Source organism: Caulobacter sp. ErkDOM-C (genome assembly GCF_048541825.1).
Classification (GTDB): Bacteria; Pseudomonadota; Alphaproteobacteria; order Caulobacterales; family Caulobacteraceae; genus Caulobacter.
The window spans coordinates 2,541,956-2,567,996 of the sequence record NZ_CP183332.1 but is presented as its reverse complement, the minus strand read 5'-3'; the positions used below and the strand labels follow the sequence as shown (position 1 = coordinate 2,567,996).

Sequence of the window (26,041 nt, the reverse complement as noted above, 5' to 3'; positions counted from 1 at the left end):
TAGGGAGAGGGAGGGGCCCAATGCGCAGCGTTGGGAGGGTGAGGGGTTACGCTGGCAGCCGGCGCGCCGCTCTGCCTTGTCCGGACGCGTTGTAACCCCTCACCCTCCCACGTCCTGCGGACGCGGGCCCCTCCCTCTCCCTCTGGGAGAGGGCAAATGAGCAACTGGGCTCGTTCCGCCCTGGCCCGTATCGGCGAGAACCAACCCGCCGCCCTGGTCACCGTCCTCGCCACCGAGGGCTCGGCCCCGCGTGAAGCCGGGACCAAGATGGTGGTCTGGGGCAGCGGGCAGTCGGGCACCATAGGCGGCGGCAATCTGGAGCATCAGGCGACCCGCCAGGCGCGCAGGATGCTGAGCGGCTCGCAGGCCAGCTTTGCCATCCAGGACTATCCGCTGGGCCCGCTGCTGGCCCAGTGCTGCGGCGGTCGCGTGCGGCTGCTGATCGAGCGGGTCGAGCCCGCCAGCCGCGACTGGCTGACCGCCGCCGCCCGCCGCATGGACGCCGCCCAGCCGTTCGAGGTCCGCACCCGCTTCGATCCGGGCCTGCTGACCAAGACCGTTGCCCCGATCACCGCCAGTTCGGAAGCCCCGCCGGTCACCTTGGCCGGAGCCCAGGCTACGGCGCGCGGCGCCGGCCCCGCGCTGGGCGACGAACTGGTCGAGCGTAACGACGCCCCGCGTCCGCCGCTGCTGCTGTTCGGCGCCGGCCATGTCGGACAGGCCGTCGCCCGCGCCTTCGCGCCGCTGCCGTTCAAGCTGTCCTGGTTCGACAGCCGACCCGAGACCGCCGACCTTCCCGGTGTCACCGTGCTCGAGCCGGCCGAGATGGCCGCCGCCGCCATGGGCGCTGGCGGCGACGCCTATGGCCTGATTTTCACCCACGACCATGGCCTCGATTACGCCCTGGCCTCGGCCGGGTTGGCCGGCGGCGGGTTCGGCTATCTGGGCCTGATCGGCTCGAAGACCAAGCGCGCCCGGTTCATGAGCCGGCTGCGCGATGACGGCTTCTCGGAAGCCGCGCTCACCCGCCTGACCTGTCCGATCGGTCTGCCGCATCTCAAGAGCAAGGCCCCCGAGGTGATCGCCGTCTCGGTGGCTGCCGACCTGCTGATGCGGCTGGAAGCGGCCCGAATTTCCAACGACGAGGATCTGGCCGTTGCAAGCCTATAGGGCGTCGATCCTCCACCTGCTGGACGATCCCGGCAGGGATGGGCCGACCAAGAACGCGGAGGCTGTCGCCTTCCACGAGGACGGCCTGCTGCTGGTCGAGGACGGTCATGTCGTGGCCTGCGGCGACTGGGCGGCGCTGTCGGATCTGATCGGCGACACGCCGGTCGAGGACCTGACCGGCAAGCTGATCACCTCCGGCTTCATCGACACCCACATCCACTTCCCGCAGGTCGACATCATCGCCGCCCATGGCGCGCAGCTGCTGGACTGGCTGGAGCAGCACACCTTCCCGGCCGAGGCCGCCTTCGCCGATCCCGACCATGCCACCGAAGCCGCCGAGTTCTTCGTCGACGAGCTGCTGCGCAATGGCACCACCACGGCGCTGGTGTTCGGCTCGGTGCACAAGGGTTCGGTCGAGGCGCTGTTCCGGGCGGCGCTGTCGCGTGACATGCGGCTCATCGCCGGCAAGTCGCTGATGGATCGCAACGCGCCCGACGGCCTGACCGACACTGTCGAGTCCAGCCGCGCCGACATGGAAGGCCTGATCGCCGACTGGCACGGCAAGGGGCGGCTGGGCTACGCCGTCACCCCGCGCTTCGCCATCAGCTGCACCGACGCGCAACTGGCCATGGCCGGCGAGTTGCTGGCGGCCAACCCCGGGGTCTGGATGCAGACCCATCTGTCGGAAAACCAGCGCGAGATCGACGAGACGGCGGCGCTGTTTCCGCAAGCGACGGACTATCTGGACGTCTATGACCGCTTTGGCCTGCTGGGCCCGCGCTCGGTCTTCGCCCACTGCGTGCACCTGAAGGGCGAGGCGTTCGCGCGGCTGGCGGCCAAGGGCGGAGCGGTGGCCTTCTGCCCGACCTCAAACCTGTTTCTGGGCTCGGGTCTGTTCCCGCTGGAGGCCGCCTGCGCCCACGGGGTCAAGGTGGGCATCGGCACCGATGTGGGGGCGGGGACGACCTTTTCGATCCTTCACACCCTCGGCGAAGCCTACAAGGTGGGCCAGCTGCGCGGGACGGCGCTGGATCCGTTCCACGCCCTGTATCTGGCCACCCTGGGCGGCGCGCGGGCGCTGGATCTGGGCGACCGAATCGGCAATCTGGCGCCCGGCAAGGAGGCCGATTTCCTGGTGCTGGACCTGGCCGCCACGCCGCTCCTGACGAGACGCCTGGCCGGTGACCGCAGCCTGGAGAACCGGCTGTTCGCCCTGACCGTGCTGGGCGATGACCGGGTGGTCGAGCGGACCTATCTGGCCGGGCGCCTGCGGCACGCGCGCTGAAAGGGTAGATGCTCCCCCCTTGGGGGAGCTGTCGCGGGGCGACTGATGGGGTTAATGCGGCATAGGCCGCGCTGCCCCCTCCGGCCCTTCGGGCCACCTCCCCCGAGAGGGGAGGATCTTAGGCCGAGGCCCTCATCGTCTCGGCATAAAGCTTCAGCAACCCCGCCTCATCCACGGCCACACTCACCGCCTGGATCGGCTGGTCATCCCAGGCCGACGGCCCAAACAGTTCGCCCTCGGCCTTCAGGCAGGTCTGGCCCAGGGCGATGCCCTCGGTCAGCACGCGAACCGAGCCGCGACGCACCGTGAAAAGCGACGGGTCGATCACGTACGCCACCGCCGCCGCGTCATGCACGCAGCAGCCCTCGATGCCGTCGCGGCTTCCGTAGAAGGCGGCATAGGGCTTGGAGATTTCGTTGAGAAACTGGCCGGCGGCGCCGGCCGAGGCCTCCAGCGCGTCCATATAGGCCGGCGACATCACCACCTGGGTGGTCACGTCCAGGCTGATGGCGGTCAGGGACCAGGGCGCGGTGAAGACCTGGTCGGCGGCCTCCGGATCATTCCAGATATTGGCCTCGGCCACCGGGGTGACATTGCCTGGCTTGCCGGCAAGGCCGAACGCGCCGCCCATGATCACCACGGCCTTGAGCAGGGTCGCGACTTCTGGGTCGGCCTGTAGGGCCAGGGCCAGGTTGGTCAGGGGGCCGACCGCGACCAGGGTCACCTCGCCCGGATGCTGGCGGGCGAGATCGATGATCGCCTGATGGGCCGGCTTGGCCTCTGGCTGGGCGGGAACCAGCCCGGTCAGTTCGACGTCGCCCAGGCCGTTCTCGCCGTGCACGAAGGTGGGCGAAGGGTTGCGCGGCCGGGTCAGGGGCTTGTCGGTTCCCTTGAACACCGGCGCGGCCAGACCGAAGCGCTGCTTCAGATAGAGCGCGTTGCGGGTGGTGGTCTCGATGTCGGCATTGCCGAAGATCGTGGTGATGGCCAGCAGGTCCAGGGCCGGGCTGGCCGCGATGAACAGCAGGGCCATGGCGTCGTCGATGCCGGGGTCGGTGTCGAAAATGATCTTGTGCGTCATGGGCAGGCTCTAGCGGCTTTCTGTCGTTGGCGCGAGGCGCTGGTCGGCGCCGGCCTGCATCAGGGAGACATGGGCGGAGGCGACTTTCCAGCCGTCCGCCGTGCGGATCCAGGTCTGGCTCTGGCGGCCGATCCTGTCGGACCCGTCGCGCTGAAACTCGACATTGGCGATGGCGAAGTCATCGCCGAAGGTGGTGATCTCGGTGCGCAGCCGGGTGCGCGGCGGCGAGCCGCCAGCCCGGCCGACGCGGAAGGCGGCGATCTCGTCCAAGCCATACAGGTTCTCGGCCACGCCCAGCCGCACGGTGTGCGGCGAGTTCCAGAACGCGCCGTCCAGGGCCTCGACATCGTTGGCCATCAGGGCCGCCTCATAGGCGTCGACGGCCTCGGCGACCTGGGCCAGCACCACGGGGTTGTTGAGGATCACAGCGGACCTCCCGGCGCATGGGCGGCCAGGACGCCCAGCCTTTGCAGCTTCAGGCCGGCGGCCAGGGCCAGGTCCTCGCGCCACGCCGGGGCGATGATCTGGACGCCGATGGGCAGCTGGCCCGGGCGGTTCACCGGCGCGGCCAGCACGGGCAGGCCGATATAGCTGATCGGCTGGGTGAAGGCGCCCAGGTTCTTGCGGACGGAAACCTGCTGGCCGCCCATCTCCATCGTCGCCTGGCCGATGCCGGGGGCGGGACAGACCGACGACGGGGCCAGCAGGATATCGAAGCGTTCGAAGGCGCGGGCGACCTCGTCGCGGAAGATCGTGCGATAGCGCTGGGCGGCCTGGGCCACGCCTTCCGGCAGCAGGGCTCCGGCCAGCAGGCGGTCGCGGACGGCGGGATCGTAGTCCATGGCCGAGGTCTTCAGGTCGGCAAGGTGCAGATGTCCGCCCTCGACGGCAGTCAAACAGAAGGCGGCGGCGCGGGCGGCCTGAGCGCCGGGCAGGATCACGCGGTCCCTGGCCCCCAGCGCCTGGGCCACGATGGCCAGCGCCTCCAGCACTTCGGGAAACGCGCCCTGGGCGAACCAGCCGCCCAGCACGCCGACCCGCAGCGGGCCGTCGGCCAGGACGGCCAGCGTTTCGGACACCGGCTCGGCGGCGCGAACGCAGATGTGGTCGCCCTCGACGTCCGGCCCCTGCAGGACGTCATAAGCCAGGGCCAGGTCTTCGATCGACCGCGCGAAGGCGCCGACGTGGTCCAGGCTCTCGACGAACGGAAACACGCCCTGGCGTGACAGACGGCCATAGGTGGGCTTGAGGCCAAACACCCCGCACAGGCTGGCGGGAATGCGGATCGAGCCGTTGGTGTCCGAGCCCAGGGTCAGGGGCGCCAGGCCCGCCGCCACCGCTGCCGCCGAACCGCCCGACGAGCCGCCGGCGATGCGGCTCAGATCGTGGGGATTGTGGGTCGGGCCGTCATGGGCGTTCTCGGTGACGAAGCCATAGGCGAACTCGTCCATGTTCAGCGCGCCGACCAGGATGGCGCCGGCCGCCTCCAGCCGCTGGACCAGGGTCGCGTCGCGTGAGGGCGGAGCCGCACTGCGGCGGATCTTCGAGCCGGCCAGGGTGGGCAGGCCCGCGATGTCGAACAGGTTCTTGACCGCGAAGGGCACGCCGGCCAGCGGCCCGACCGGCGCTCCGGCGGCGAGGGCAGCGTCCACCCGGTCGGCCTGGGCCAGAGCCCGCTCGGTCAGCACGACGGTGAAGGCGTTGATCGCGCCGTTGCGCCTGCCGATGCGCGACAGGGTGGCCTGGGTGACGGCCCGGGCGGTGACGCGGCCGGCGCGGACCTCGCCGGCGATCTCGACGACGCTGGGAAAGCTCATGGCTGAAAGGTCATGGCTGGAAGGTCTTGGCCGGCGCGGCCGTCCAGGGCGGCGACGAACAGGGCGGTCTGGGTGCGCAGCAGGGCCAGGTTCTCGCGCACGGCGGCCAGGGTCGGCTCCGGCAAGGTCAGGCCGATCTCGGCCGCCCGCGCGTCGGCATAGGCCGCGACGTCGCCGTCGGTGAGGTCGAGAAAGGCCTTGAGCGCCGCGTCGATCGCCATCGTGGGGCGCCCTCCCTAAGTAAGAAAATTCTTCATATACCGGCGTCGTGGGGCCGCGCTAGTGCGGCCGTGCCTGGGCGGCCCGGCGCGCGGGGGCGCACGTCTGGGAGACAGTCTGCGCGCCAAACGCCCGCTGCAAGGGCGCCTTGAGGCAATCGGCCGGGGCGACGCGGCGCGGGCCTTGGGTCTGGCGCCGGATGGGCGTCGAGATGGGTGCTTGTAAGAAAAGGCTTACTTGATGCGCCACCACCTCGCCTCGACCCCCGACACCATCCGCTTTGGCATGTTCGACGCGGCGTTCAATCCTGTGCTGACCATCGCCTCGGGCGACAGCGTCACCTTCGACTGCGTCTCGGGCGGCGTAGAGGTGATGCCGGGCGAGGGCAGCGGCCTGACGATCCCGCCGGCCCTGCGGGCGATCCACGACAGCAAGCCCGAGCGGATCGGCCCCCACATCCTGACCGGCCCGGTGGCCATCGCCGGGGCCGAGCCCGGCGACACGCTGGAGGTGCGGATCGAGGCGGTCGAGCCCAACAACGACTGGGGCTATTGCGCCGTGCGGCCCCTGGCCGGAACCCTGCCGGAAGACTTTCCCGAGCGCTATGTCAGCCACATCGCCGTCGACCGCGCGGACGGGACCTGCAAGCCCGACTGGGGCCCGACCCTGCCGCTGAAGCCCTTCTTCGGCACCATGGGCGTGGCGCCGCCGGCGAAATACGGCCGGCTGTCCAGTCGCGAGCCGCGCGAGCATGGCGGCAACATGGACAACAAGGAGCTGGGGGCCGGCGCGACCCTGTTCCTGCCGGTCTGGGTTCCCGGAGCCAATTTCTCGGTCGGTGACGGCCACGGACGGCAGGGCGACGGCGAGGTTTGTGTCAACGCGCTGGAGATGGGCCTGACCGGGACCTTCACCTTCGTCCTGCACAAGGCGGCCGATCTGGGGGTGGCGACCTGGCCCCGCGCCGAAACCCAGACCCACTACATCGTCATGGGCTTCAACGAGGATCTCGACCTGGCCATGAAGCAGGCCCTGCGCGGCATGATCGACTTCATCACAGCCCGCTCTGCGCTCACGCGGGTGCAGGCCTACCAGTTCTGCTCGCTGGCCGTGGATTTCCGGGTGACCCAGACGGTGAATGGCGAAAAGGGCGTGCACGGAATGCTGGAGAAGGGTATTCTATTCTGAAACAGTTCTGTGGAATACTTGGTTTTGTTAATGCAGCTGGGCGATATTTACCCTTAATATTCCCCTTCCAAGTGAAACCGATTCTGATGCTGTCTGGCCCTGACTAAACCTTGCCGCGTGCCCGTTTGGGGCGAGTGGGGATGGGCAGATGTTGTTGAACGGTAGCGAAAAGGCTGACACCCTGACGGGCGGCGCCGATGCGGATACGCTTTACGGCTTTGGCGGCAACGACAAGCTGACCGGCGGCGCGGGCGACGACGTCCTGGCCGGGATGGCGGGCAATGACACGCTGCTGGGCGGCGACGGCGAAGACTACATCCTCGGTGGCGCGGGTTCCGACACCATCGACGGCGGCGCGGGCGCCGACTGGGCCGCCTACGAAGACGCGACCTCGGGCGTGAAGGTCGATCTGAACCTGACGGCCTCGCAGAACACCCTGGGCGGCGGCAGCGACAAGCTGGTCTCGATCGAGAACGTCTATGGCTCGGCCTTCAACGACGTGCTGATCGGTAATGCCGGCCCCAATGCGTTGGTGGGCGGTGCGGGTGCCGACGCCCTCTCGGGCGGGGCGGGTGACGACTTTCTACAGGGCGGCGCCGGCAACGATACGCTGGATGGCGGCGCGGGCGATGACATCGCCAGCTTCGCGGACCTCGATTCCGGCGTGTTGCTCGAATTGCTGGGCCCCCAGGGGGCTTTCGCTGAAGGGCTCTCTGGTCAGGACAGGCTTGTGTCGATCGAGAGCGTGATCGGCACGCGTTTCGACGACACCATTTTCGGCACCTATGGCGACAACTACATCGACGGAGGGGCCGGCAACGATAGTCTCATGGGGCGTGGGGGCGCCGACTACATCGATGGCGGTGAGGGCGACGATATCGTCGGCTCGTTCGCTATCTTCGGCACGGATATCAATGTCGGAGCCATGCTGTTGGGCGGGGCCGGCAACGACCGGATCCAGAGCAGCAACGTCGGTGACACGATGCTCGGTGGTGACGGCGATGACACCTTTGAGCTGCTTCTCGGCGGGGCCCATGACGTCGTTGACGGCGGCGCGGGCCGAGACATTCTGGCCTTCATTGATGCACAGGCCGGTGTCGGTGTGACAGTGGATCTGTCCAACACCGGCATCCAGGAAGTGACGTCCGGCTACTTCATGACCATCCAGTCTGTTGAGGGGGTGGTTGGCGACTATTTCAACGACCACATTGCTGGCGACGCTAACGCTAACGGCCTGTCTGGTGCAGTGGGCGACGACACGCTGGAGGGCGGCGGCGGGCAGGACACGCTCAACGGAGGGATGGGACTGGATCGCCTCACCGGTGGCGATAACAAGGACTTCTTCGTGTTCGCCAACGGCGATTCCAGGGCCATCGATACGACCGGCGTCGGCGTGGACGTCATCACCGACTTCACAGCCCAGGACGAGCTGAGGTTCTCCGACGCCCCGGCTGGCTTCAGCTATGTCGAGAGCAGCGCGGCCAGCTTCGCCTCCGCCCTGGCGACGGTGAATTCCATGCTGACCTATCCCAGCACGGTCCACGAATACATCGCCTTCCAGGTCGGAGCGGACGTCTATGTGTTCAGCGGACACGCCGACCCGAGCGGCGCGGGGCTTGAGAATGTGATCCTGCTGGCGGGCGTCAGTCTCGAGGCCATCAGCTACGACAGCTTCCTGTAGTGAGGGTTTGCGCCGGATCGTCCTCGACGGTCCGGCGCACCTTGTTTGCGGATCGGCGTCTGCCGGCGGCCGTTTCGAACGTTCTTGGCTTATCGACCGATCGAAAATGCGCGACCCTCGAATCGCGCCGCCAAGGGAAACGCCATGAAGAAGATCCTCGTCGCCACGGTCTTTCTGGCCCTGGCCGCCTGCTCGCCCAAGCCTGCCGCCGAGAAGGCGCCGCCGCCCGCCGCCGCCAAGCCCGCGCCGGTCAGCGTGCCGGCCGGGGCCTACACGCTCGACAAGAGCCACTCGACCGTGGTGTTCAAGGTTAGCCATCTGGGCTTTTCCAACTACACCGCCAGCTTTGCCGCGTTTGACGCCAAGCTGAACTTCGATCCGGCCAAACCTGAGCTGACCACGCTGGAGGCGACGATCGATCCGCGCTCCCTGACGCTGCCGGCCCCGCCGGCGGGGTTCAAGGATGAGCTGGTCGGCCCGCAATGGCTGAACGCGGCGCAGTATCCGGCCATCACCTTCAAGTCGACCAAGGTCGAGGTCACCGGCGCCAACACGGCCAAGGTCACCGGCGACTTCACCCTGCATGGCGTGACCAAACCGGTGGTCCTGGATGTGACCTTCAACGGCGGCTATGCCGGCCATCCGATGGACCCGCAGGCCCGGACCGGCTTCTCGGCCACCGGGACCTTCAAGCGTTCGGACTTCGGGATCGCCTATGGCGTGCCCGCGCCCGGCACGACCATGGGCGTCAGCGACGCGGTGGCGGTGGTCATCGAGACCGAATTCAGCGGCCCGCCGCTGGTCCAGAAGCCCGTCTAGACCCCGCCGTCAGATAGCCTTCGAGCAGGGCCAGGGCGTGGGTCAGCCGCGCCTTGCGCCACTCGGCGGTGGTCATGTCGGTGTCCAGGGTGGCTGACAGCGAATAGCCGTTGGCCAGGTGGAACCGGCTCATCGCCGCGATGGTGACGTAGATCTGCACCGGATCGAGATCCGGCCCGAACAGGCCTTGCGTCTGGCCGCTGTCGATCAGCCGCTCAATGGTCCGGCGCAGCGGGAAGGCGGTCTCGGTCACGACGCGTGACTGGGCGGCGAACTTGCCGTGCATCAGGTTTTCGTTGCGCAGCAGGCCCTCGAACCTGGGGTGCTTTTCGAAGTAGTCGAAGGTGAAGCGCTGCAGCTCCAGAAAGCCGTCCAGCGGCCTGTCGAAGTCGATCTTCAGCTCGGCCTCGCGGGCCCGCAGATCCACATAGGCGGCCTCCAGAACGGCCAGGTAGAGGCCCTTCTTGTCGCCGAAATAGTGGTAAAGCATGCGGATATTGCACTTGGCCGCCTTGACGATCTTCTCGATGCGGGCCCCGGCGAACCCGGCTTGCGAGAATTCCTTCAGGGCTGCGGCCATGATCGCCTGACGGGTGCGTTCAGCGTCGCGCTTGCGCGGTCGGGCAGCAGGCTCCGACCCCGGCGCTGCGGTCTCCAGAACGGCGGCTTCGGTCACGGGATCTTGGCCCCCTGCTTGATCCAGGCGCCCAGCTGGGCGCGTTCGTCGTCGGTCATGCCGGTCTCGTTGCCCAGCGGCATGCTGCTGGTGGCTACCGCACGTTCGTGAATTTTCGACGCATATTTCTGGATGTGTTCGGGCGTGTCGAAGGTCGCGCCCAGGGGCGGGGCGGGGAAGCCCTTGTGGGTGGGCGCGGCGGCGTGACAGGTCGTGCAGTGCTTCTGGACAATGGCCTGCGCGGTCGCGAACGGCACGGGCGACATCGCAGCGGCATCGGCCTTGGGTTTGCCGCTGGCGATCACGCTGACGGCGAAGATCAGCATGGCCCCGTAGAACAGGAACTCATGCCGGATCTGGCCCGAGTGTTTCAGGATGAAGAAGTAGCGGATCGACACCCCGCCGGCGCTGATCAGGGCCAGCAGCAGCCAGGCCAGGGAGTGGCCCGTCACCACCGGATAGTGGTTGCTGATCATGATGAAGATGACCGGCAGGGTCATGTGGGTGTTGTGCACCGAGCGCTGCTTGCCCATCGCCCCCAGGCGCGGATCGACCGGGCGGCGGGCCAGCATGTCGGCGACGATCTTGCGCTGGTTGGGGATGATGATCAGGAAGACGTTGCCGACCATGCAGGTGCCGATGATCGCGCCCACATGGATGAAGGCGCCCCGGTCGGTGAAGATCTGGGTCAGGACGTAGGTCGCCGCCGTCAGGCTCAGGAACCACACGATCCCGAACAGGCGCGGGCGGTTGCCCAGCGGCGAGCGGCACAGGGCCTCATAGACCAGCAGGCCGCCGAAGATGAAGGCCAGGCCCGTGGCGATGGCGCCGCCTTGCGTGAAGGCGTGCTTGGCGGTGTCGATCAGATAGATCGGTGCGCCCACATAATAGAGCACGATCAGCAAGGCGAAGCCCGACAGCCAGGTGGTGTAGGCCTCCCATTTGAACCAGTGCAGGTGCTCGGGCATGTGCGGCGGGGCGGTCATGTACTTCTGCGAGTGATAGAACCCGCCGCCGTGCACGGCCCACAGCTCGCCCTTCACACCGTCCTTGGGCGGGACGGGATCGCGCAGATTGTTGTCCAGCCAGACGAAATAGAACGACGCGCCGATCCAGGCGATACCGGTAATCACATGCAGCCAGCGCAGGACCAGGCTGCCCCAGGTGGCGAAATCATAGTCCATCAGGCGCTCACCGCGTCGGTCAGGCGGAGCCGGGAGATGTGGCCGATCTGGCTGATCGCCTCGGCGACTTCCCGGGTCTCATCGTTGGAAAGCCGCGCCTGCATGGCTGCCAGGATCGAGCTCTTGTCGTTCAGGCGCACGGCGATGATGAACGGGAAGCCGAAGCGGGCTGAATAGGCGGCGTTGAGCTGGTGGAAGCGCTCGAACTCTTCCGGGGTCAGCCTGTCGAGCCCGGCGCTGGCCTGTTCGGCGTTGCTTTCGGCGGTCAGGGCCTTGGCGATGGCGGCCTTGCCGGCCAGTTCGGGGTGGGCGCGGATCAGGGCCAGCTTGTCGGCGGTGGTCGAGGCGTCCAGCACCCGCATCATTGCGGCGTGCAGGCCCTCGACGGTATCGAACGGCCGCTCGTCCCAGGCGCGCTGCACCACCCAGGGCGACAGCTCGAAGGCAAAGCCCAGGGCGGTGGTGAAGCCGGTCTGGTTCATGCTGTTGAGGATTTTCAGCGACAGGGGCGGGGCCGAGCTCATGCGTTAGCTCCCGCAGGACCGACAATAATCTCCGTCATCCCGGGGCTTGTCCCCGGGACCCATTTGTCCGCCGCAAGGGCCGGGATCATCTCGCAACAATCGATCAGCTGAACCATGGGTCCCGGGGACAAGCCCCGGGATGACGGGGAAATATGGGGCGCGCTCATTTCATGCTCCCATCATACGGATGGGTCTCGATCCAGTGCCGCGCGATGTCGATGCGCCGCGCCACCCAGACCTGGTCGTGGGCCATCACGTGTTCAAGGAAGCGCTTCAGCCCCAGGATCCGCCCGGGCTTGCCGACCACGCGGCAGTGCAGGCCGATGCTCATCATCTTTGGCGCGGTCTCGCCCTCGGCGTACAGGGCGTCGAAGGCGTCGCGGAGGTAGGTGAAGAAGTGCTCGCCGGTGTTGAAGCCCTGGGCCGCCGTGAAGCGCATGTCGTTGGCGTCCAGGCTGTAGGGCACGATCAGCTGCGGGCGGCCATGCTGGGCGTCGTAATAGGGCAGGTCGTCGGCATAGCTGTCGGCGTCATAGACAAAGCCGCCTTCCCGAGCGATCAGCCGCGCGGTGTTGGGGCTGGTGCGGCCCTGATACCAGCCCAGCGGCCGCTCACCGGTCAGGCGGGCCTGGATCTCGATGGCCTTGCCGATGTGCTCCAGCTCCTGGTCGGGCGTGAAGTGCTGGTAGTCGATCCAGCGATAGCCGTGGCTGGCGATCTCCCAGCCGGATTCCATCATCGCCTCGACCGCGTCAGGATGGCGTTCCATCGCCTGGGCGACGCCGAACACGGTCAGCGGCAGGCCCAGCTCGTCGAACAGCCGGCGGATGCGCCAGAACCCGGCGCGCGAGCCGTATTCGTAGAGGCTCTCCATCGACATGTTGCGCATGCCGGGGATCGGCTGGGCGCCGACCATTTCCGACAGGAAAAACTCGGAGGCGGGGTCGCCATGCAGGATCGAGCGCTCGGCGCCTTCCTCGTAGTTGAGGACGAACTGCACCGCGATCCGGGCGCCGTTGGGCCAGGCGGCGTGGGGCGGGTGCTGGCCGTAGCCGATGAGGTCGCGGGGGTAGGTCATCATTTCATCTGCCCCCTACGGGGGCGGACGACCGCGCAGCGGTCAGGTGGGGGCGAGTGGCATGTTGCCGACTGGCCCCCTCCGCGCCTGCGGCGCTCCTCCCCCGTAGGGGGAAGATGAAGCTTGCCGTGTCCATCACGAAAACACCTTTGCCGCCGCATCCACCCCAGCGCCCGGCGTCGCCGAGAAACCTTCCCAGCGCAGCACCGCCTCCAGCGCGGCCAGCGTGGTCAGCACCGCGTGCTTGCGCGCATTGACCCCCATTGCGCCTATCCGCCAGATCTTGCCGGTCAGAGGCCCAAACGCCGTGCCGATCTCGATCTCGAACTCGGTGCGCATGCGGGCGCGCACCCGGTCGCCGTCGACGCCGTCGGGGATCCAGATGCCGGTGACGTTGGTCATCTTGTGGGCCGGGTCGCCGTAGACGCTCAACCCCATCGCCTCGACCCCGGCGACCACGGCCGCGCCGGCGGCCGTATGGCGGGCGAAGCGGGCTTCCAGGCCTTCCTCCAGCGCCACGCGGGCGCATTCGCGGGCGGCGTAGAGCATCGACGCGGCTTCGGTGTGGTGGTTCAGGCGCTTGTCGGACCAGTAGTCCATGATCATCGCCAGGTCGAAATAGTTGGAGGCGATGCGACGACCAGCGCCACTGACCGCGCCCGCCGTGGCGATACCGCGCTCGACATGCTTGCGGCCGGCGATGTGCTCGGCGGCGCGGTCGCTGATCGTGATCGGGGCCGAGCCGGAGGGACCGCCCAGGCACTTCTGCAGGCCGGCGGTGACGATGTCGGCCTGCCACTGATCGACCGGGCAGTTCATCCCGGCCAGGGTGGCGGTGGCGTCCACATACAGCAGGGCGTCGTGGCGGCGGCAGATCTCGCCGATGGCCTCGATCGGCTGGGCCATGGTGGTGGAGGTGTCGCCGTGCACGCAAGCCACCAGGCGCGGCTTGACGCGGGCGACGGCGTCCTCGACCGCCTGCGGATCGATGACCTTGCCCCACTCGCCCTCGACCAGGGTGACCTTGGCGTCGCAGCGCTCGGCGATCTCGGACAGCAGCAGCCCGAAGCGGCCGGCATTGACCACCACCACGTCGTCGCCGGGCGCCAGCACCGAGACCAGGGCCGCTTCGATCCCGGCGCGCGAGGTGCCGTCGATCAGGAAGGTCCAGCGGTTCTGGGTCTGGAAGACCTGGCGGTAGAGCGCCATGGTCTCGTTCATGTAGCCGGTGAATTCCGGGTCGAACTGGCCCAACAGCTGCACCGACATGGCGCGCAGCACGCGCGGGTGCACGTTGATCGGGCCGGGGCCCATCAGCAGGCGGGGCGGGTGGTCGAGTTCGCCGAAGGTGGTCATGTCACGATCCATAAGCTTGTCATCCCGGACGACCCGAAGGGGCGATCCGGGACCCAGGGGCGGCGCGCGCGGCCCCTGGGTCCCGGCGCTCCGCGCTGGCGCGCTCCGGCCGGGATGACAAGGAAAATTGCTGGGAAAACTGGTCTGAGAGTTTGTCCACGAACCCCAGCATCGCCTCGGCCGCCAGGGCGCAATCGGCCTCTGTCACGGACTCGGCCGGGTTGTGGCTGATCCCGCCCTCGCAGCGGATGAACAGCATGGCGGTGGGGCAGAGGTCGGCCATGACCATGGCGTCGTGGCCCGCGCCCGAAGGCAGGCGGCGAGGCGGCAGGCCCAGGTCGCCGACGGACTGTTCCAGCAGGGCGGTGAGGCTGGGGTCGCAGGGGCTCTCGTCCAGCGCCTGCATCAGGGTGACAGTCGCCGTCAGGCCGCGCCGGGCGGCGATGGCGTGGATTTCGGCCGTGACAGCCTCGACGGCCGCGTCGCGCGTGGTTGAGGTCTCGGCGCGGATGTCCATCGAGAACTCGACCGCGCCGGGGATGACGTTGAAGGCGCCGGGCAGGGCGGTCATGCGGCCGACCGTGCCGACCAGATTGTCGGTTCCGGCCTGGCAGATGCGCTCCAGGGCCAGGATGCATTCGGCGGCGGCGGGGCCGGGGTCCTTGCGCAGATGCATGGGCGTGGTGCCGGCGTGACCGGCCATGCCGGTGATCCGCACCATCAGCCGCTTCTGGGCCGCGATGGCGGTGACGACGCCTAGGGCCAGGCCTTCGGCTTCGAGCACCGGGCCCTGTTCGATGTGGGCTTCCAGAAAGGCGATGACGTCGGACGGCTTGCGAGCGGCGTCGAGGATGCGGGCAGGGTCCAGGCCAAAGGCGGTGAACGCATCCGCCAGGGTCACGCCCTCGGCGTCGGTCATGCCCAGCACGGCGGCCGGATCCAGCGTCCCGGCAATGGCGCGGCTGCAGCTCATCGAGGCGGAAAAGCGCGAGCCTTCCTCGTCGCCGAAGGCGATCACCTCGATGGCGAAGGGCAGGCGACGGCCCGCGTCGCGCAGCGCCTCGACCACGTCTATGCCCAGCATGATCCCCAGTGGACCATCATAACGTCCGCCGTTGCGAACGCTGTCGATGTGCGAGCCGATCAGCAGGGCCGGGGCGTCCGGCGTCTCGCCTTCGTAGCGGCCGACGAGGCTGCCGGCGGCGTCACGGCGGACGCTCATGCCGGCTGAAGTTTTCCACAGGGTCAGGGTCTGTAGCGCGGCGTCGTGAGCCGGGGTGAGGAAGCGCCGCGTCAGCTGCCCATCGACCTCACTGTAGGGCGATACGCCCAGCAGGTCACAACGAGCCTTGGCCCTCGCGCCGATGTCGAACTCCCGCGTCACCCCGTCTCGGCTCCGATCCACAGCCAGGCTTGCCGTGGCGTCCTTGGTAGCGCAGCCTGTCTTCAGCCGCGCGGCCCAAGGCGGGCAGGGATCTCGATCACCCGCCGATGCCTCGACAGGCGCCAGACCTTGCGGTCGGCGCCTGCGAATAAGTCATAAACTACTTACTTAACCGGAGCTACGCCTTCACAAACTTGCCGATCGCGCGGACCGAGCCGGTGGCCACGCCCGTCGGCGCGCCGCCGGGGGGCTCGTCGGTGATGGCCAGGGTGGCGGTGTAGGTTCCGCCGCCGCGCAGGCCGGCCGGCAGGGCGATCTGGATCGGCGCGTTCTTCGGGATCATGCCCAGCGAGATGGCCTTCTGGCCCTCGGGGATGATCCACAGCTCGGGCTCGCGGCCGTCGGGCATCTCCATCGCCAGCGGGGTCAGGATCAGCTTGTCGGTAGCATGATCGAGCGTGGCGACCAGGGCCGGCTTGTTCGAAGCCGGGTCATTGATCAGCGCCACCTCGGCGGCGGCCGGTGTCGGCGCGACAGCAGGAACTGGCGGCGCGCTGGGCGTCATCACCAGGGCCGCGACGCTGGCGGCGGCCAGGGCGATGGCGCCCACCGACACGCCGCGCCAGACGCGGGTATTGTTCCACAGCGACGGCTTGGTCGCCTCGCCGATCAGATTGGCGATCCGCGGCCACAAGCCGGCCGACGGCTCGACGCCCTTGATGTCGGTCGCCAGAGGGGTGAGGTGGTTCTCCCACCACTGCACGGCGCGGGCGAAACTCGGTTCGGCGGCGATGCGGGCCTGGGCCTGGGCGCGTTCGGTCGCATCGAGGACGCCGAGCACATATTCGCCGGCCAGGGGACGTTCCTCTTCGGGCGTGCTGAGGTCGGTCATGCTTCGAGACACGCGCGGAGGCTGAGCAGGCTGCGGCGGATCCAGCTTTTCATGGTGCCCAGCGGCACGCCGATCATCTGGGCCAGGGCGTCATAGGTCACGCCTTCGAAGAAGGCGGTGCGCACGGCGCCGGCGTGCTTGGGGTCCAGCTGGTCCAGACAGCCGTTGAGGCGCACGCGGTCCTCGTCGGTCTCGACCAGGGTCGAGGCCAGGGGCGCAGCGTCGGGAATGGCTTCGGCTTCTTCGACGCCCGCCATCACGCGGCCACCGCGCGAGCGCAGCTTGTCGATTGACCGGTTGCGGGCCATCGACACCAGCCAGGTGATCGGGCTGGCCTTCTCCGGATCAAAGCGATCAGCCTTGTTCCAGACCGAGAGATACACATCCTGAAGCACGTCTTCCGCCTCCTCGCGGTCGTTCAAGATACGGAGGCAGACGCCAAACAGTTTCGCGGACGTATGACGATAGACGTATTTCAGGGCGTCGGAATCGCGGTTGGCCACACGGGCGATGGCGCGCGAAAGCAAGGCGCGACTGGTATCAGCATCCATTAGGTGGGGCAGCTCCGCGACATTCTGACCCATAACGGTGACACGCTCGCCGACGCGAGGCAATGGTTTGCGTCGCGCCGAAAGCCGCTTCCGGCGGTCGCCGGGAAGCGGCTTTTGAAACCCCTACTTAATGGCTCGCATGGCCGCGAAACCTGCGCTGGCCGCAACCGTGGTCAGGAACGTGCCCCAGGCCATGTCGATCACCGTGATCGTCGTCGACCAGACCTTCAGCGTCGCCTGGTTGGTCAGGTCATAGGTGGCGTAGGCGCAGAAGCCGAACACGGCGGCGTTGAACAGCAGGCGCTTCCAGCTGTCCTCGCGGACGGCCGGCAGGATGGCCAGCAGCATGATTGCGGTCAGATAGATCAGGTAGAAGGCGGCAGCCGGGACCATCGCCGGCTGGTCGGCCATCAGCTCGCCGATCCGGGGGCGATAGAGGCGCGGGGCCATCAGGGTCAGCCAGATGATGTCCAGCACCAGCATGGCGCCGCCGGTGGCGAGGTAACCGAAGACATAGCGGATCATGCGGGGCTCGTGGTCTGGAGGACAGGGCGAAGGCGATAGTGGCTGACGCCCCATTCCTCGCCGCCACGATGGCCGAACAGGCCGGCCGTGGCCAGGAAGAACAGACGCCAGCGACGCCGCCAGACGGCGGCGTCGGATCCATAAACGCGTTCCAGCACGGGATCGATCACGGCGCGGCTGGCGTCGAAATTCTCGAGCCACTGCTGGGCGGTGCGGGCATAGTGCGCTCCGCTCCAGCGCCAGTCCTGCTCGACCGTGAACAGGTCGGGGAATTGCCGGGGCAGGTCGTGGCTGGGCATCACCCCGCCGGTGAAGAAATACTGGGCGATCCAGTCGGCAGGATCGTTGACGTCGAAGCGGTAGGGCGTGTTGCGGTGCGTGAACACGTGGATGAACAGCAGGCCGTCCGGCTTCAGCCAGCCGTTCACCCGGCCCAGCAGCGCCTGCCAGTTGGACATGTGCTCGAACATCTCCACCGAGACCACGCGGTCGAAGCGCTGGTCGGTTGAAAAGTCATTCATGTCCGCGGTGATCACGGTCAGGTTGCTCAGGCCGCGTGCGGCGGCGCGGGCCTGGATGAAGGCGCGCTGCGAGGCCGAGTTGGAGACCGAGGTAATCTTCGAGCCTGGGAAGCGCTCGGCCATCCACAGCGACAGCGAACCCCAGCCGCAGCCCAGTTCCAGCACGGCCTGACCGTCCTGCAGATCAGCGTGCAGTTCGGTCTCGTGCAGAGCGGCCGCCTCGCCCTCGGCCAGGGTGGACGCGCCGGGCGGATAGAGGCCGCTGGAATATTTCAGGTTGGGGCCCAGCACGACCTCGAAAAAGGCGGCGGGCAGTTCGTAGTGCTGGGCATTGGCGGCGTCGGTATGGGCGGCGATCGGGTGCTCGCCCATGGTCCGTGCGAAACTGGCGCTGGCCCCGGCGGGGGCGCCGGCCAGGCGCCGGCGGGCGTCGCTGACCAGGAAATGGATCGCGGCGCGCGAGACCATGTCCGGCATCGGCGTGTCTTCAAAGGCGTGGATGGCGGCCTTGACCAAGCTCATGCGGGGACCCTGCGCTTTGGACCCTCTGCGGGTCGTCCGCGCAAAGCTACGCGCGGGCCCGCAAATGGATGCGCCACGCGTCCAAAACAGTTCCTGCGCCGTAGCTGGAACTCAAGCGTTATCAAGATCCCTGCAGGAAACGATCATTTGCCCGCGCCGCAGTCGACCCAACGTCTAAACATCGCCGTGATCGGGTCCGGCATCGCCGGCCTGTCGGCCGCCTGGCTGCTGTCCAAGCATCACGACGTCACCCTGTACGAAGCCGACGCCCGGCTGGGCGGTCACGCCAATACGGTGCGGGTCGAGGGCGTGGCGGTCGATACCGGCTTCATCGTCTATAACGAGCCCAACTATCCCAATCTGGTGGCGCTGTTTGATCATCTGAACGTCCCCACGGTCGACAGCGACATGTCGTTCGGGGTCTCGCTGGACAACGGCGCACTGGAGTACAGCAGCAACAACCTGCTGGCCCAGAAGCGCAATGTGCTGAACTTCCGCTTCCTGAAGATGCTGCTGGACGTCACCCGCTTCTATAAGGCCGGGACCCGAGACCTGGCGGCGCTGGAGGCGGGCGGGCTGTGCCGGCTGGACGACTATCTGCGCCAGCAGGGTTTCGGCAAGGCCTTCGCCGAGGATCACCTGCTGCCCCAGGCCGCCGCCATCTGGTCGGCCTCAATGCAGGACATCCGCGAGTTTCCCGCCGCCGCCCTGCTGCGGTTCTTCGACAATCACGGCTTGATGCTGCCCATCGACAAGCGCCCGGTCTGGCGCACGGTGGTCGGCGGCAGCCAGGCCTATGTCTCGCGCCTGGCCGCAGACTTTGAGGGCAAGGTGCTGCTTGGTCGCCCGGTGCGTCACATCCTGCGCGGCGCCGACCATGTGACCGTTCAGGACGTGACCGGCGAGGCGCTGCGCTATGATCAGGTGGTGATCGGGGCCCATGCCGACCAGGCTTTGCGGATGCTGGACGCCCCGACGCCGGACGAGCTCGAAGTGCTGGGCGCCTTCCGCTACAGCCGCAACCGCGCGGTGCTGCACCGCGATCCTGGCCTGATGCCGCGCCGCAAGGCCGCCTGGGCCAGCTGGAACCATGTCGGCCGCCGCGCGGGCGGCGGCGAGGGCGGCGTGACCTACTGGATGAACCGGCTGCAGCCCCTGGACAGCGCCGAACCGTTCTTCCTGTCCCTCAATCCCGAGCGCACGCCCCGCGCCGAGACCGTCCTGCGCGATCAGGTCTATGAGCATCCGCTGTTCGATGGACCGGCCATGCAGGCCCAGCGCCGCCTGTGGTCGCTGCAGGGCCGCGACCGCGTCTGGTACTGCGGCGCCTATTTCGGCTCGGGCTTCCACGAGGACGGCCTGCAGGCGGGCCTGGCCGTGGCCGAGCAACTGGGCGGCAGCCGTCGTCCGTGGGTGACGCCCAATCCGTCGAGCCGGATCTTTGTTGATGCTCCGACCACAGACGACCTGTGCGAGCTTGTGGCGTGACCCAGGCGTCGGCGCTCTATGTCGGCGAGGTCGCGCACCAGAGGTCGCGGCCACGGCGTCATGGCCTGCGCTATCGCGTCTTCATGCTGCTGCTGGATCTCGACGAACTGGACGCTCTGGACCGGCGGCTGAAGTGGTTCTCGCTGGACCGCTTCAACCTGCTGTCCTTCCATTCCAGGGATCATGCCGAAACCCCGGGGCAGGAGGTCAAGGCGATGGTGCAGGCCAGGCTGGACGCCCACGGCATCGACCTGCCAGACGCCAGGATCTCGCTGCTGTGCATGCCCCGCGTTCTGGGCCATGGCTTCAATCCGCTCAGCGTCTATTTCTGCCGTGACGAGACGGGCGAGCTGAAGGCCATCGTCCATGCGGTGCGCAACACCTTTGGCCAGCGTCACGACTATGTCTTGCCGGTGCGGGGCGAGCGCGGTGGCTGGGTGCGGCAGGCCAGCGACAAGCTCTTTCACGTCTCGCCCTTCCTGCCGATGGATCTGCGTTACGTCTTCGAGATCGCCCCGCCGGGCGAGGCCGTGCATGTCGGCATCGACGTCTTCGACGAAGAGGGGCTGAAGCTGGCGGCCAGTTTCGACGGCAGGCGCGTCGCGCTGACCGACAAGGCCCTGGGCCGGACCCTGATGGGTCATCCGTTGCAGGTGGTCGGCGTTCTGGCGGGCATACACTGGGAAGCGGTGAAGATGGTTCTGAAGGGCTTTGGCCTGTTTGGCTCGCCCTCGCCGTCGGGCGTTGCCATCCCGAAAGAAAAGGGCGGCGCCGGCTGAACCTGCGCCGCCGAGAGCTTTGATCTTCGCAGAGTCAGAACGCCCGACCGGTCATCCGTAAGTCGACGGAGACCTGGCGGCCCGCCGGGGTCATACCAAGCGCCGCTGAGCTCGACTCCTCGCGCTCTATGTCCTCGTCACCCCGGGAACAAGTCCCGGGGTGACGGCGTATCTTCAGATTTGGACCCTCTGAGGTCAGGATCAACGGCCCGCCGGGGGTCAGGCGTTGAGCCACGCTTCAAGGTCGGCGAGGGCGCGCAGGCTCATCAGCCGCTTCTTGGCCCGGCCGCGCTCCTTCAGGGGGATCTTCACGCCGTCCTCGCCGGTCTTGGGGGCTTCCATCGGCGGCAGCAGGCCGTAATTGATGTTCATCGGCTGGAAGCTGGTCTTGCCGGCTTCCACGTCGGCCGCGATGTGGCCGCCGGTGACGTGATCGACCAGGGCGCCCAGGGCGGTGGTGGCGGGCGGGGCCTCCAGCGTCCGGCCCAGGCGCTCGGCGGCGGCGAAGCGGCCGGCCAGCAGGCCCGTGGCGGCGCTTTCGACATAGCCCTCGACGCCGGTCATCTGGCCGGCAAAGCGCAGGCGCGGCTCGACCTTCATCCGCAGGGACCGATCGAGCAGGCGCGGGCTGTTGATGAAGGTGTTGCGGTGCAGGCCGCCCAGCCGGGCGAACTGGGCGTCCTTCAGGCCCGGGATCATCCGGAATACCTCGGCCTGGGCCCCGTGCTTCAGCTTGGTCTGGAAGCCGACCATGTTCCACAGGGTGCCCAGCGCATTGTCCTGGCGCAGCTGGACGATGGCGTACGACTTGACCAGCGGATCGCGCGGATTGGTCAGGCCGACGGGCTTCATCGGGCCGTGACGCAGGGTCTCGCGGCCGCGCTCGGCCATCACCTCGATAGGCAGGCAGCCGTCGAAATAGGGGACGTGCTCCCACTCCTTGAACTCGGCCTTGGGGCCGTCGAGCAGGGCGTCGATGAAGGCCTCGTACTCCTGCTTGTTCATGGGCAGGTTGATATAGGCCGCCGCGTCGCCGCCGGGGCCTTCCTTGTCGTAGCGCGACTGGCGCCAGGCGAGGTCCATATCGATCGACTCGAGGTGGATGATCGGGGCGATGGCGTCGAAGAAGCTCAGCTGGCCCTCGCCCGACAGCTCCAGGATCGCGTCGGCCAGGGCGGGCGAGGTGAGAGGGCCTGTGGCCACCACGACGCTGTCCCAGTCCGCGGGCGGCAGGCCAGCGATTTCCTCGCGCACGATCGTGACCAGCGGATGGGCTTCCAGGCGGCGGGTGACCTCGGCCGAGAACCCGTCGCGGTCGACGGCCAGGGCGCCCCCGGCGGGCACCTGATGCTGGTCGGCGGCCGACAGGATCAGCGAGTCCATCCGGCGCATCTCGGCATGCAGCAGACCCACGGCGTTGAACTGCCAGTCGTCCGAGCGGAACGAGTTCGAACAGACCATCTCGGCCAGCCCATCGGTGTGGTGGGCTTCGGTCCGGATTTTTCGCGTTTGCCCGACCGCTTCGCTGCTTGAGGGCGTGCCCGAGGGCTCGTCGCGCCGCATCTCGTGCAGCACGACGGGCACGCCGGCGCTGGCGATCTGCCAGGCCGCTTCGGAACCGGCGAGGCCGCCGCCGATGACGTGGACCGGGGCGATGGAGGAAGTCTGAGTGCTCATGGTCGCCCTCATACCCCCGGCTGTCGCCGAACGAAACCTGAGTGTAGGCTCACGGAAGTTCGGCGCGTTCAGCGCGGGCGGGCGCGGGGGAAGCAGATGGCCAAGATCTCGGTAGCGGGTTCGGCGTTCGCGGGCTTTGGCGTGATTTCACGCCATCCGGGAGCGGTCCTGACCTGGGGCGTTGTGATGCTGGTCCTGTCGCTGGCGCCGTTGCTGGCGCTGATCCCGCTGATGGGACCCGAGCTCCTCAAGACCTTCGCGGCCATGATGCCGCCCAAGGACGGGCCGATCGACCAGGACGCCATGCGTCAGATGATGCAGCTGCAGTCGGGCATGATGCTGCTGCAGATTGGCGGCTGGCTGTGGAGCACCTTCATCAAGGCCCTGATCTGCTCGGCGGTGTTCCGCGCCGTGCTGGAGCCTGGCCAGTCGCGCGGCGCCTTCCTGCGGCTGGGCGCGCAGGAACTGTGGCTGACCCTGCTGTTCCTGGTGGTCAGCGTGTTGGCCTATATCGTCGCGGTGATTGCCGCCCTGGGCGTGGTGCTGCCGGCGTTCATCGTCGGTCTGGCCAGTGGAGCGCAGGGGCAGGGCGCGGCGGCGGGTATTCTCACGGCTGTCGGGCTGGGCCTGGTCGCGGTTGGGGTGCTGGTGTGGCTGGGCCTTCGCCTGTCCATGGCCGCGCCCATGACCTTTGCCGACCGTCAGTTTCGGCTGTTCGAGTCGTGGTCGCTGACGCGCGGTTCGGCCTGGCGGCTGCTCGGCGTTGCTGTGCTGAGCCTGCTGATGGTGTTCGTCCTGGAGTTGATCGTGGCCGGCGTGGTGCTGGGCGCGATGTTCGCGGCGGGCGGACCGCCGGTCTGGCTCAACGATCCTGCGGCCGTGCAGGCGTTCCTGGCCCAGCCACCGCTCGATCTGCTGCGCCGCGTCTGGCCGTGGCTGGCCGTGGTGGGCCTGGTCTCGACCCTGATCGGGTCCTGTCTGGTGGCCCTGTTCTGCGCGCCGTGGGCGGCCGCCTACAGGGATCTCAGCCTGCAGCGGGACGCGTAACGCGGCGCGGGCGCCACGTCCGGCGGAAATCCGTCCGAGCGTGAGCGCGACGCGTCGCAATCCGGCGCGGCGCATCGTAAACAGATCCCTCCGCGCGACTCGGGCGGGGTAGTTTGACAGGGGCGTGCGATGACGGATGGATCGGTCGCGATCGGGGCGACCGTTCGGGCGGGGGTGGCGGGCCTGGGTCCGTCGGTTCGCGCCTGCTGGGCCGCTCTGCTGACCGCCGTCGTGATCAGCGTTCTGACCCGCGCCCTGCCGCCGTCCGTCAGCGGTCTGGCGCTGCTGGCCGAGATCATCGCCGTGGCCGTGGCCTGCGGGGCGCTCTATCGCCACGCCTTTGGCAAGTCCGCTGGTCTGGCTGGCCTGCGCTGGGGACTGGACGAGTGGCGGCTGCTGGGCGTTCAGGCCCTGATCGCGGTGTTCCTGTTCGTGGTGGCGACCGTGCTGATCCTGGTGGTTGGCGCCATCGCGCTGGGCGTGGCGCGGGCCAATGCGCCGGGCTTTGACGCGACCTCGTCTCAGGCCTGGCGCGACGCCCTGGCCGGTTCGGGGCCCGGAACCATCGTCGCCGGCGCCGCGCCGCTGCTGGGTCTGGCCGTGCTGCTCTGGCTGGCTTTGCGCCTGTCCCTGGCGGCTGCGGCCTCGGTCGACCAGTCGGGCGTGCGCGTGCTGAGCGCCTTTCCGCTGACCCGCGGCGTCACCCCACAGGTGCTGGTGGCCGGCGTTCTGCTGGCCGCACCGGTCGCAGCCCTGCTGGCGGCTTTCAACCTGGTCGGACGCTGGGCCGGTCCAGGCCTTGACGGCGTGCTGGCGGCGCTGGGCGCGGTCTTCGGCTATGTCTATCTGGCCCCGGTCTGGACCGGGGCGCTCGTTCACGTTTATCGACGCCGCCATGGCCCGGCCGCGTCGCCCTCGCAGGAAGTCTAGATGAACGCGCTTTCGCCCGTCGACGCCGCCCTCGAAGGCCTGCGGACCATGCGCCGCCACCCTGTCGTGGTGCTGGCCTGGGCCGGGTTCTCGCTGGTGATGCTGCCGCTGCTGGGCCTGCTGGCCAAGATCGTGCTCAGCGAACAGGACCGCATGAACCTGTCCGTGCGGCAGTCCTCGGCCGATCCGCGCGAGATCCTTGATTTCGTCTCGCGACTGGGCGGGGTGATGGTGCTGCTGATCATGCTGGCCCTGGTGCTGGGCGCGATCCTGTCGGCGGCGATCATGCGCTCGGTGCTGCATCCTGATGACAAGCGGTTTGCCTATCTGCGCCTGGGTCGCGAGGAGCTGCGGCTGCTCGGCGTGTCGATCATCAGCTGGGCGGCCGCCCTGATGGTGACGATCATCCCCGGCGGCGTCCTGGCCCTGGGCGCGGCGCTTTTGGCCGACACACCGGTGGCCGGGTGGTTCACGTTCCTGGGCGGTCTGACCGTGGTGGGCCTGTCGACCTGGGTGGCGGTGCGTCTGTCGCTTCTGGCCCCGCACGCCTTCATGAGCGGCCATATCGACCCGCGCGCGGCGTGGCTGGTCACCCACGGCCAGTTCTGGCGGCTGCTGGCGACCATCGTCATCGTCATCGTGCTGTGCGTGATCGTCTCGATCCTGGGCGCCACCGTCTCCAGCATCGTCGGCGCGGTGATCGCCGGGGGGCTTGAAGACCCCATCGCCGGGGGCGCGGCGGCCAGCCATCCGCGCCTGATCCTGGCCCTGCTGGCCAATCTGCTGCTGGCCCCGGTGTTCCTGACCCTGCAGGCGGTGATCGTCACCTCGGCCCCCGCCGCCGCCCTGCGGCAGCTGACGGCGGGCGAGGTTTAGGCCGCCGCGCTCGCCCTCGCGCCCACCCGTTCGCGCCACGCGCCCAGGTGCGGCGTATCCTCCGGCGCCTCCAGGCCGATGAAGCTGGCGAAGTCGATCGTGGTCTGGGCCACGATGTCGGCGATCGAATAGGTCTCGCCGGCGATGAAGGCGCGGCCGTCGGCCAGCTCGCGATCCAGCCACTTCATGGCCCGGGCCACGGTCTCGCGGTTGGATTCGCCGAAGTCCTTGTGCTGGGTCAGCAGGGCGGCGGTCAGCGGATGGGCGTGGCGCCAGAACATGCCGACCGGGATCAGCAGCTGAAACTCGATCCGCCGCACCCACATGTCGATCTGGGCCTGCTCCAGAGCCGTGGCGCCGAACATCGGCGGCTGCGGATGCAAAGCCTCAAGATAGCGGCAGATCGCGACGCTCTCGCTGATCATCGTCCCGTCGTCCAGTTCGAGCGTGGGGACCTGACCCAGGCTGTTGCGGGCCCTGTGCTCGGGCGACTTGTGACCGCCTTGGCGCATGCCGATGCGGATTTCCGGCAGGTCGACGCCCTTCTCGGCCAGGAAGATGCGCACCCGGCGCGGATTGGGCGCGGGGTTGGCTTCGCCATAGAGCTTCATATCGACCTCCCGGATGAGCGACGCTGACGGCCACTTTCAAACAGATGTTAGAGTTGCGGGCGCGCGTGGGGCAAGCGGCATTCGCGCTCAGGTCGATTTCGGCGTCCGCGCCCTGTCGAAACGCCGCAAACCTTGTTACGCGTAGCGCTTGTCTCGTTCC

The 26,041-nt window shown here is 68.1% G+C and carries 25 protein-coding genes and 2 pseudogenes; 11 read left to right on the top strand and 16 right to left on the bottom strand.

Going from position 1 to position 26,041, the window contains the following annotated elements; genetic code table 11:
- Window positions 1–156: 156 nt before the first annotated feature.
- Window positions 157–1,170, top strand: a complete 1,014-nt coding sequence (gene xdhC / locus ACN2C8_RS12465; protein WP_419252082.1) for a xanthine dehydrogenase accessory protein XdhC — start codon at window positions 157–159, stop codon at window positions 1,168–1,170.
- Window positions 1,157–2,455: a guanine deaminase gene (guaD, locus tag ACN2C8_RS12460; protein WP_419252081.1), complete on the top strand. Its 1,299-nt coding sequence runs from the start codon at window positions 1,157–1,159 to the stop codon at window positions 2,453–2,455. Before xdhC ends, guaD begins: the two co-directional genes overlap by 14 nt.
- A gap of 118 nt (window positions 2,456–2,573) precedes the next feature.
- Here guaD and ACN2C8_RS12455 read toward each other — a convergent pair whose 3' ends face one another.
- The 4 genes from ACN2C8_RS12455 to ACN2C8_RS12440 are packed head-to-tail and all read right to left on the bottom strand — an operon-like array spanning window position 2,574 to window position 5,574.
- Window positions 2,574–3,536: a nucleoside hydrolase gene (locus ACN2C8_RS12455; RefSeq protein WP_419252080.1), complete on the bottom strand. Its 963-nt coding sequence runs from the start codon at window positions 3,534–3,536 to the stop codon at window positions 2,574–2,576.
- A 9-nt stretch (window positions 3,537–3,545) separates the two neighbouring features.
- Complete coding sequence (gene hpxZ / locus ACN2C8_RS12450; protein ID WP_419252079.1) at window positions 3,546–3,962, bottom strand: oxalurate catabolism protein HpxZ; 417 nt, start codon at window positions 3,960–3,962, stop codon at window positions 3,546–3,548.
- The gene (locus ACN2C8_RS12445; RefSeq protein WP_419252078.1) at window positions 3,959–5,353 is read right to left on the bottom strand and encodes an AtzE family amidohydrolase; all 1,395 of its coding nucleotides are present in this window, start codon (window positions 5,351–5,353) and stop codon (window positions 3,959–3,961) included. Before ACN2C8_RS12445 ends, hpxZ begins: the two co-directional genes overlap by 4 nt.
- Entirely contained in the window at window positions 5,350–5,574 is a 225-nt protein-coding gene (locus ACN2C8_RS12440) for a hypothetical protein (RefSeq protein WP_419252077.1), read from the bottom strand. Before ACN2C8_RS12440 ends, ACN2C8_RS12445 begins: the two co-directional genes overlap by 4 nt.
- A 235-nt stretch (window positions 5,575–5,809) precedes the next feature.
- On the opposite strand from ACN2C8_RS12440, the gene ACN2C8_RS12435 reads away from it, so the two are divergent.
- The 3 genes from ACN2C8_RS12435 (at window position 5,810) to ACN2C8_RS12425 (ending at window position 9,260) form a co-directional block, all read left to right on the top strand.
- Complete coding sequence (locus ACN2C8_RS12435) at window positions 5,810–6,760, top strand: acetamidase/formamidase family protein (RefSeq protein ID WP_419252076.1); 951 nt, start codon at window positions 5,810–5,812, stop codon at window positions 6,758–6,760.
- A 148-nt stretch (window positions 6,761–6,908) separates the two neighbouring features.
- Window positions 6,909–8,441 (top strand): calcium-binding protein, encoded by a 1,533-nt coding sequence (locus ACN2C8_RS12430; RefSeq protein WP_419252075.1) that lies wholly within the window; start codon window positions 6,909–6,911, stop codon window positions 8,439–8,441.
- A gap of 144 nt (window positions 8,442–8,585) precedes the next feature.
- Window positions 8,586–9,260 (top strand): YceI family protein, encoded by a 675-nt coding sequence (locus ACN2C8_RS12425; RefSeq protein WP_419252074.1) that lies wholly within the window; start codon window positions 8,586–8,588, stop codon window positions 9,258–9,260.
- On the opposite strand, the gene ACN2C8_RS12420 is transcribed toward ACN2C8_RS12425, so the two are convergent.
- The 5 genes from ACN2C8_RS12420 to ACN2C8_RS12400 all read right to left on the bottom strand — a co-directional run bounded on the left by ACN2C8_RS12420 (window position 9,226) and on the right by ACN2C8_RS12400 (window position 14,090).
- Window positions 9,226–9,936 carry a TetR family transcriptional regulator gene (locus ACN2C8_RS12420; protein ID WP_419252073.1) on the bottom strand — a complete coding sequence of 237 codons (711 nt, stop codon included), beginning with the start codon at window positions 9,934–9,936 and terminating at the stop codon, window positions 9,226–9,228. The genes ACN2C8_RS12425 and ACN2C8_RS12420 overlap by 35 nt on opposite strands.
- A complete protein-coding gene (locus ACN2C8_RS12415) occupies window positions 9,933–11,120 on the bottom strand; it encodes a urate hydroxylase PuuD (RefSeq protein ID WP_419252072.1) in 1,188 nt (395 codons plus the stop codon). The genes ACN2C8_RS12420 and ACN2C8_RS12415 overlap by 4 nt, the downstream gene beginning before the upstream one ends.
- Window positions 11,120–11,644 carry a 2-oxo-4-hydroxy-4-carboxy-5-ureidoimidazoline decarboxylase gene (gene uraD, locus ACN2C8_RS12410; RefSeq protein ID WP_419252071.1) on the bottom strand — a complete coding sequence of 175 codons (525 nt, stop codon included), beginning with the start codon at window positions 11,642–11,644 and terminating at the stop codon, window positions 11,120–11,122. Before uraD ends, ACN2C8_RS12415 begins: the two co-directional genes overlap by 1 nt.
- A 163-nt stretch (window positions 11,645–11,807) precedes the next feature.
- Window positions 11,808–12,722 (bottom strand): allantoinase PuuE, encoded by a 915-nt coding sequence (gene puuE / locus ACN2C8_RS12405; RefSeq protein ID WP_419255878.1) that lies wholly within the window; start codon window positions 12,720–12,722, stop codon window positions 11,808–11,810.
- A 135-nt stretch (window positions 12,723–12,857) separates the two neighbouring features.
- The gene (locus ACN2C8_RS12400) at window positions 12,858–14,090 is read right to left on the bottom strand and encodes a pyridoxal-phosphate-dependent aminotransferase family protein (RefSeq protein ID WP_419252070.1); all 1,233 of its coding nucleotides are present in this window, start codon (window positions 14,088–14,090) and stop codon (window positions 12,858–12,860) included.
- Between the two features lie 4 nt (window positions 14,091–14,094).
- On the opposite strand from ACN2C8_RS12400, the pseudogene ACN2C8_RS12395 reads away from it, so the two are divergent.
- Window positions 14,095–14,201 (top strand): annotated as a pseudogene (locus tag ACN2C8_RS12395) (hypothetical protein); the annotation flags it as partial.
- 22 nt (window positions 14,202–14,223) lie between these two features.
- Here the strand turns inward: ACN2C8_RS12395 and ACN2C8_RS12390 are convergent.
- The 5 genes and pseudogenes from ACN2C8_RS12390 to ACN2C8_RS12370 all read right to left on the bottom strand — a co-directional run.
- Window positions 14,224–15,462, bottom strand: a pseudogene (locus ACN2C8_RS12390) (allantoate amidohydrolase); the annotation flags it as partial.
- Window positions 15,463–15,640: 178 nt separating this feature from the next.
- Entirely contained in the window at window positions 15,641–16,354 is a 714-nt protein-coding gene (locus ACN2C8_RS12385) for an anti-sigma factor (RefSeq protein WP_419252069.1), read from the bottom strand.
- Window positions 16,351–16,905: a sigma-70 family RNA polymerase sigma factor gene (locus ACN2C8_RS12380; protein ID WP_419252068.1), complete on the bottom strand. Its 555-nt coding sequence runs from the start codon at window positions 16,903–16,905 to the stop codon at window positions 16,351–16,353. Before ACN2C8_RS12380 ends, ACN2C8_RS12385 begins: the two co-directional genes overlap by 4 nt.
- A 123-nt stretch (window positions 16,906–17,028) precedes the next feature.
- Window positions 17,029–17,430 carry a DUF2177 family protein gene (locus ACN2C8_RS12375; RefSeq protein ID WP_419252067.1) on the bottom strand — a complete coding sequence of 134 codons (402 nt, stop codon included), beginning with the start codon at window positions 17,428–17,430 and terminating at the stop codon, window positions 17,029–17,031.
- Window positions 17,427–18,473 (bottom strand): SAM-dependent methyltransferase, encoded by a 1,047-nt coding sequence (locus tag ACN2C8_RS12370; RefSeq protein WP_419252066.1) that lies wholly within the window; start codon window positions 18,471–18,473, stop codon window positions 17,427–17,429. Before ACN2C8_RS12370 ends, ACN2C8_RS12375 begins: the two co-directional genes overlap by 4 nt.
- Window positions 18,474–18,620: 147 nt before the next feature.
- Between ACN2C8_RS12370 and ACN2C8_RS12365 the strand changes: the two genes are divergently transcribed.
- Both ACN2C8_RS12365 and ACN2C8_RS12360 read left to right on the top strand, forming a co-directional pair.
- Window positions 18,621–19,961: an NAD(P)/FAD-dependent oxidoreductase gene (locus tag ACN2C8_RS12365; RefSeq protein ID WP_419252065.1), complete on the top strand. Its 1,341-nt coding sequence runs from the start codon at window positions 18,621–18,623 to the stop codon at window positions 19,959–19,961.
- Entirely contained in the window at window positions 19,958–20,740 is a 783-nt protein-coding gene (locus ACN2C8_RS12360; RefSeq protein WP_419252064.1) for a DUF1365 domain-containing protein, read from the top strand. The genes ACN2C8_RS12365 and ACN2C8_RS12360 overlap by 4 nt, the downstream gene beginning before the upstream one ends.
- A 219-nt stretch (window positions 20,741–20,959) precedes the next feature.
- On the opposite strand, the gene trmFO is transcribed toward ACN2C8_RS12360, so the two are convergent.
- Entirely contained in the window at window positions 20,960–22,417 is a 1,458-nt protein-coding gene (gene trmFO, locus ACN2C8_RS12355; RefSeq protein ID WP_419252063.1) for a methylenetetrahydrofolate--tRNA-(uracil(54)-C(5))-methyltransferase (FADH(2)-oxidizing) TrmFO, read from the bottom strand.
- A 96-nt stretch (window positions 22,418–22,513) separates the two neighbouring features.
- On the opposite strand from trmFO, the gene ACN2C8_RS12350 reads away from it, so the two are divergent.
- From ACN2C8_RS12350 to ACN2C8_RS12340, 3 genes are all read left to right on the top strand, one after another.
- Complete coding sequence (locus tag ACN2C8_RS12350; RefSeq protein WP_419252062.1) at window positions 22,514–23,464, top strand: hypothetical protein; 951 nt, start codon at window positions 22,514–22,516, stop codon at window positions 23,462–23,464.
- Window positions 23,465–23,593: 129 nt separating this feature from the next.
- Window positions 23,594–24,394, top strand: a complete 801-nt coding sequence (locus ACN2C8_RS12345; RefSeq protein WP_419252061.1) for a hypothetical protein — start codon at window positions 23,594–23,596, stop codon at window positions 24,392–24,394.
- Entirely contained in the window at window positions 24,395–25,270 is an 876-nt protein-coding gene (locus ACN2C8_RS12340; protein ID WP_419252060.1) for a hypothetical protein, read from the top strand. It begins immediately after the preceding gene.
- Here ACN2C8_RS12340 and ACN2C8_RS12335 read toward each other — a convergent pair.
- Window positions 25,267–25,881 carry a glutathione S-transferase family protein gene (locus ACN2C8_RS12335; RefSeq protein WP_419252059.1) on the bottom strand — a complete coding sequence of 205 codons (615 nt, stop codon included), beginning with the start codon at window positions 25,879–25,881 and terminating at the stop codon, window positions 25,267–25,269. The two genes, ACN2C8_RS12340 and ACN2C8_RS12335, sit on opposite strands and share 4 nt — an antisense overlap.
- Between the last annotated feature and the right edge of the window lie 160 nt (window positions 25,882–26,041).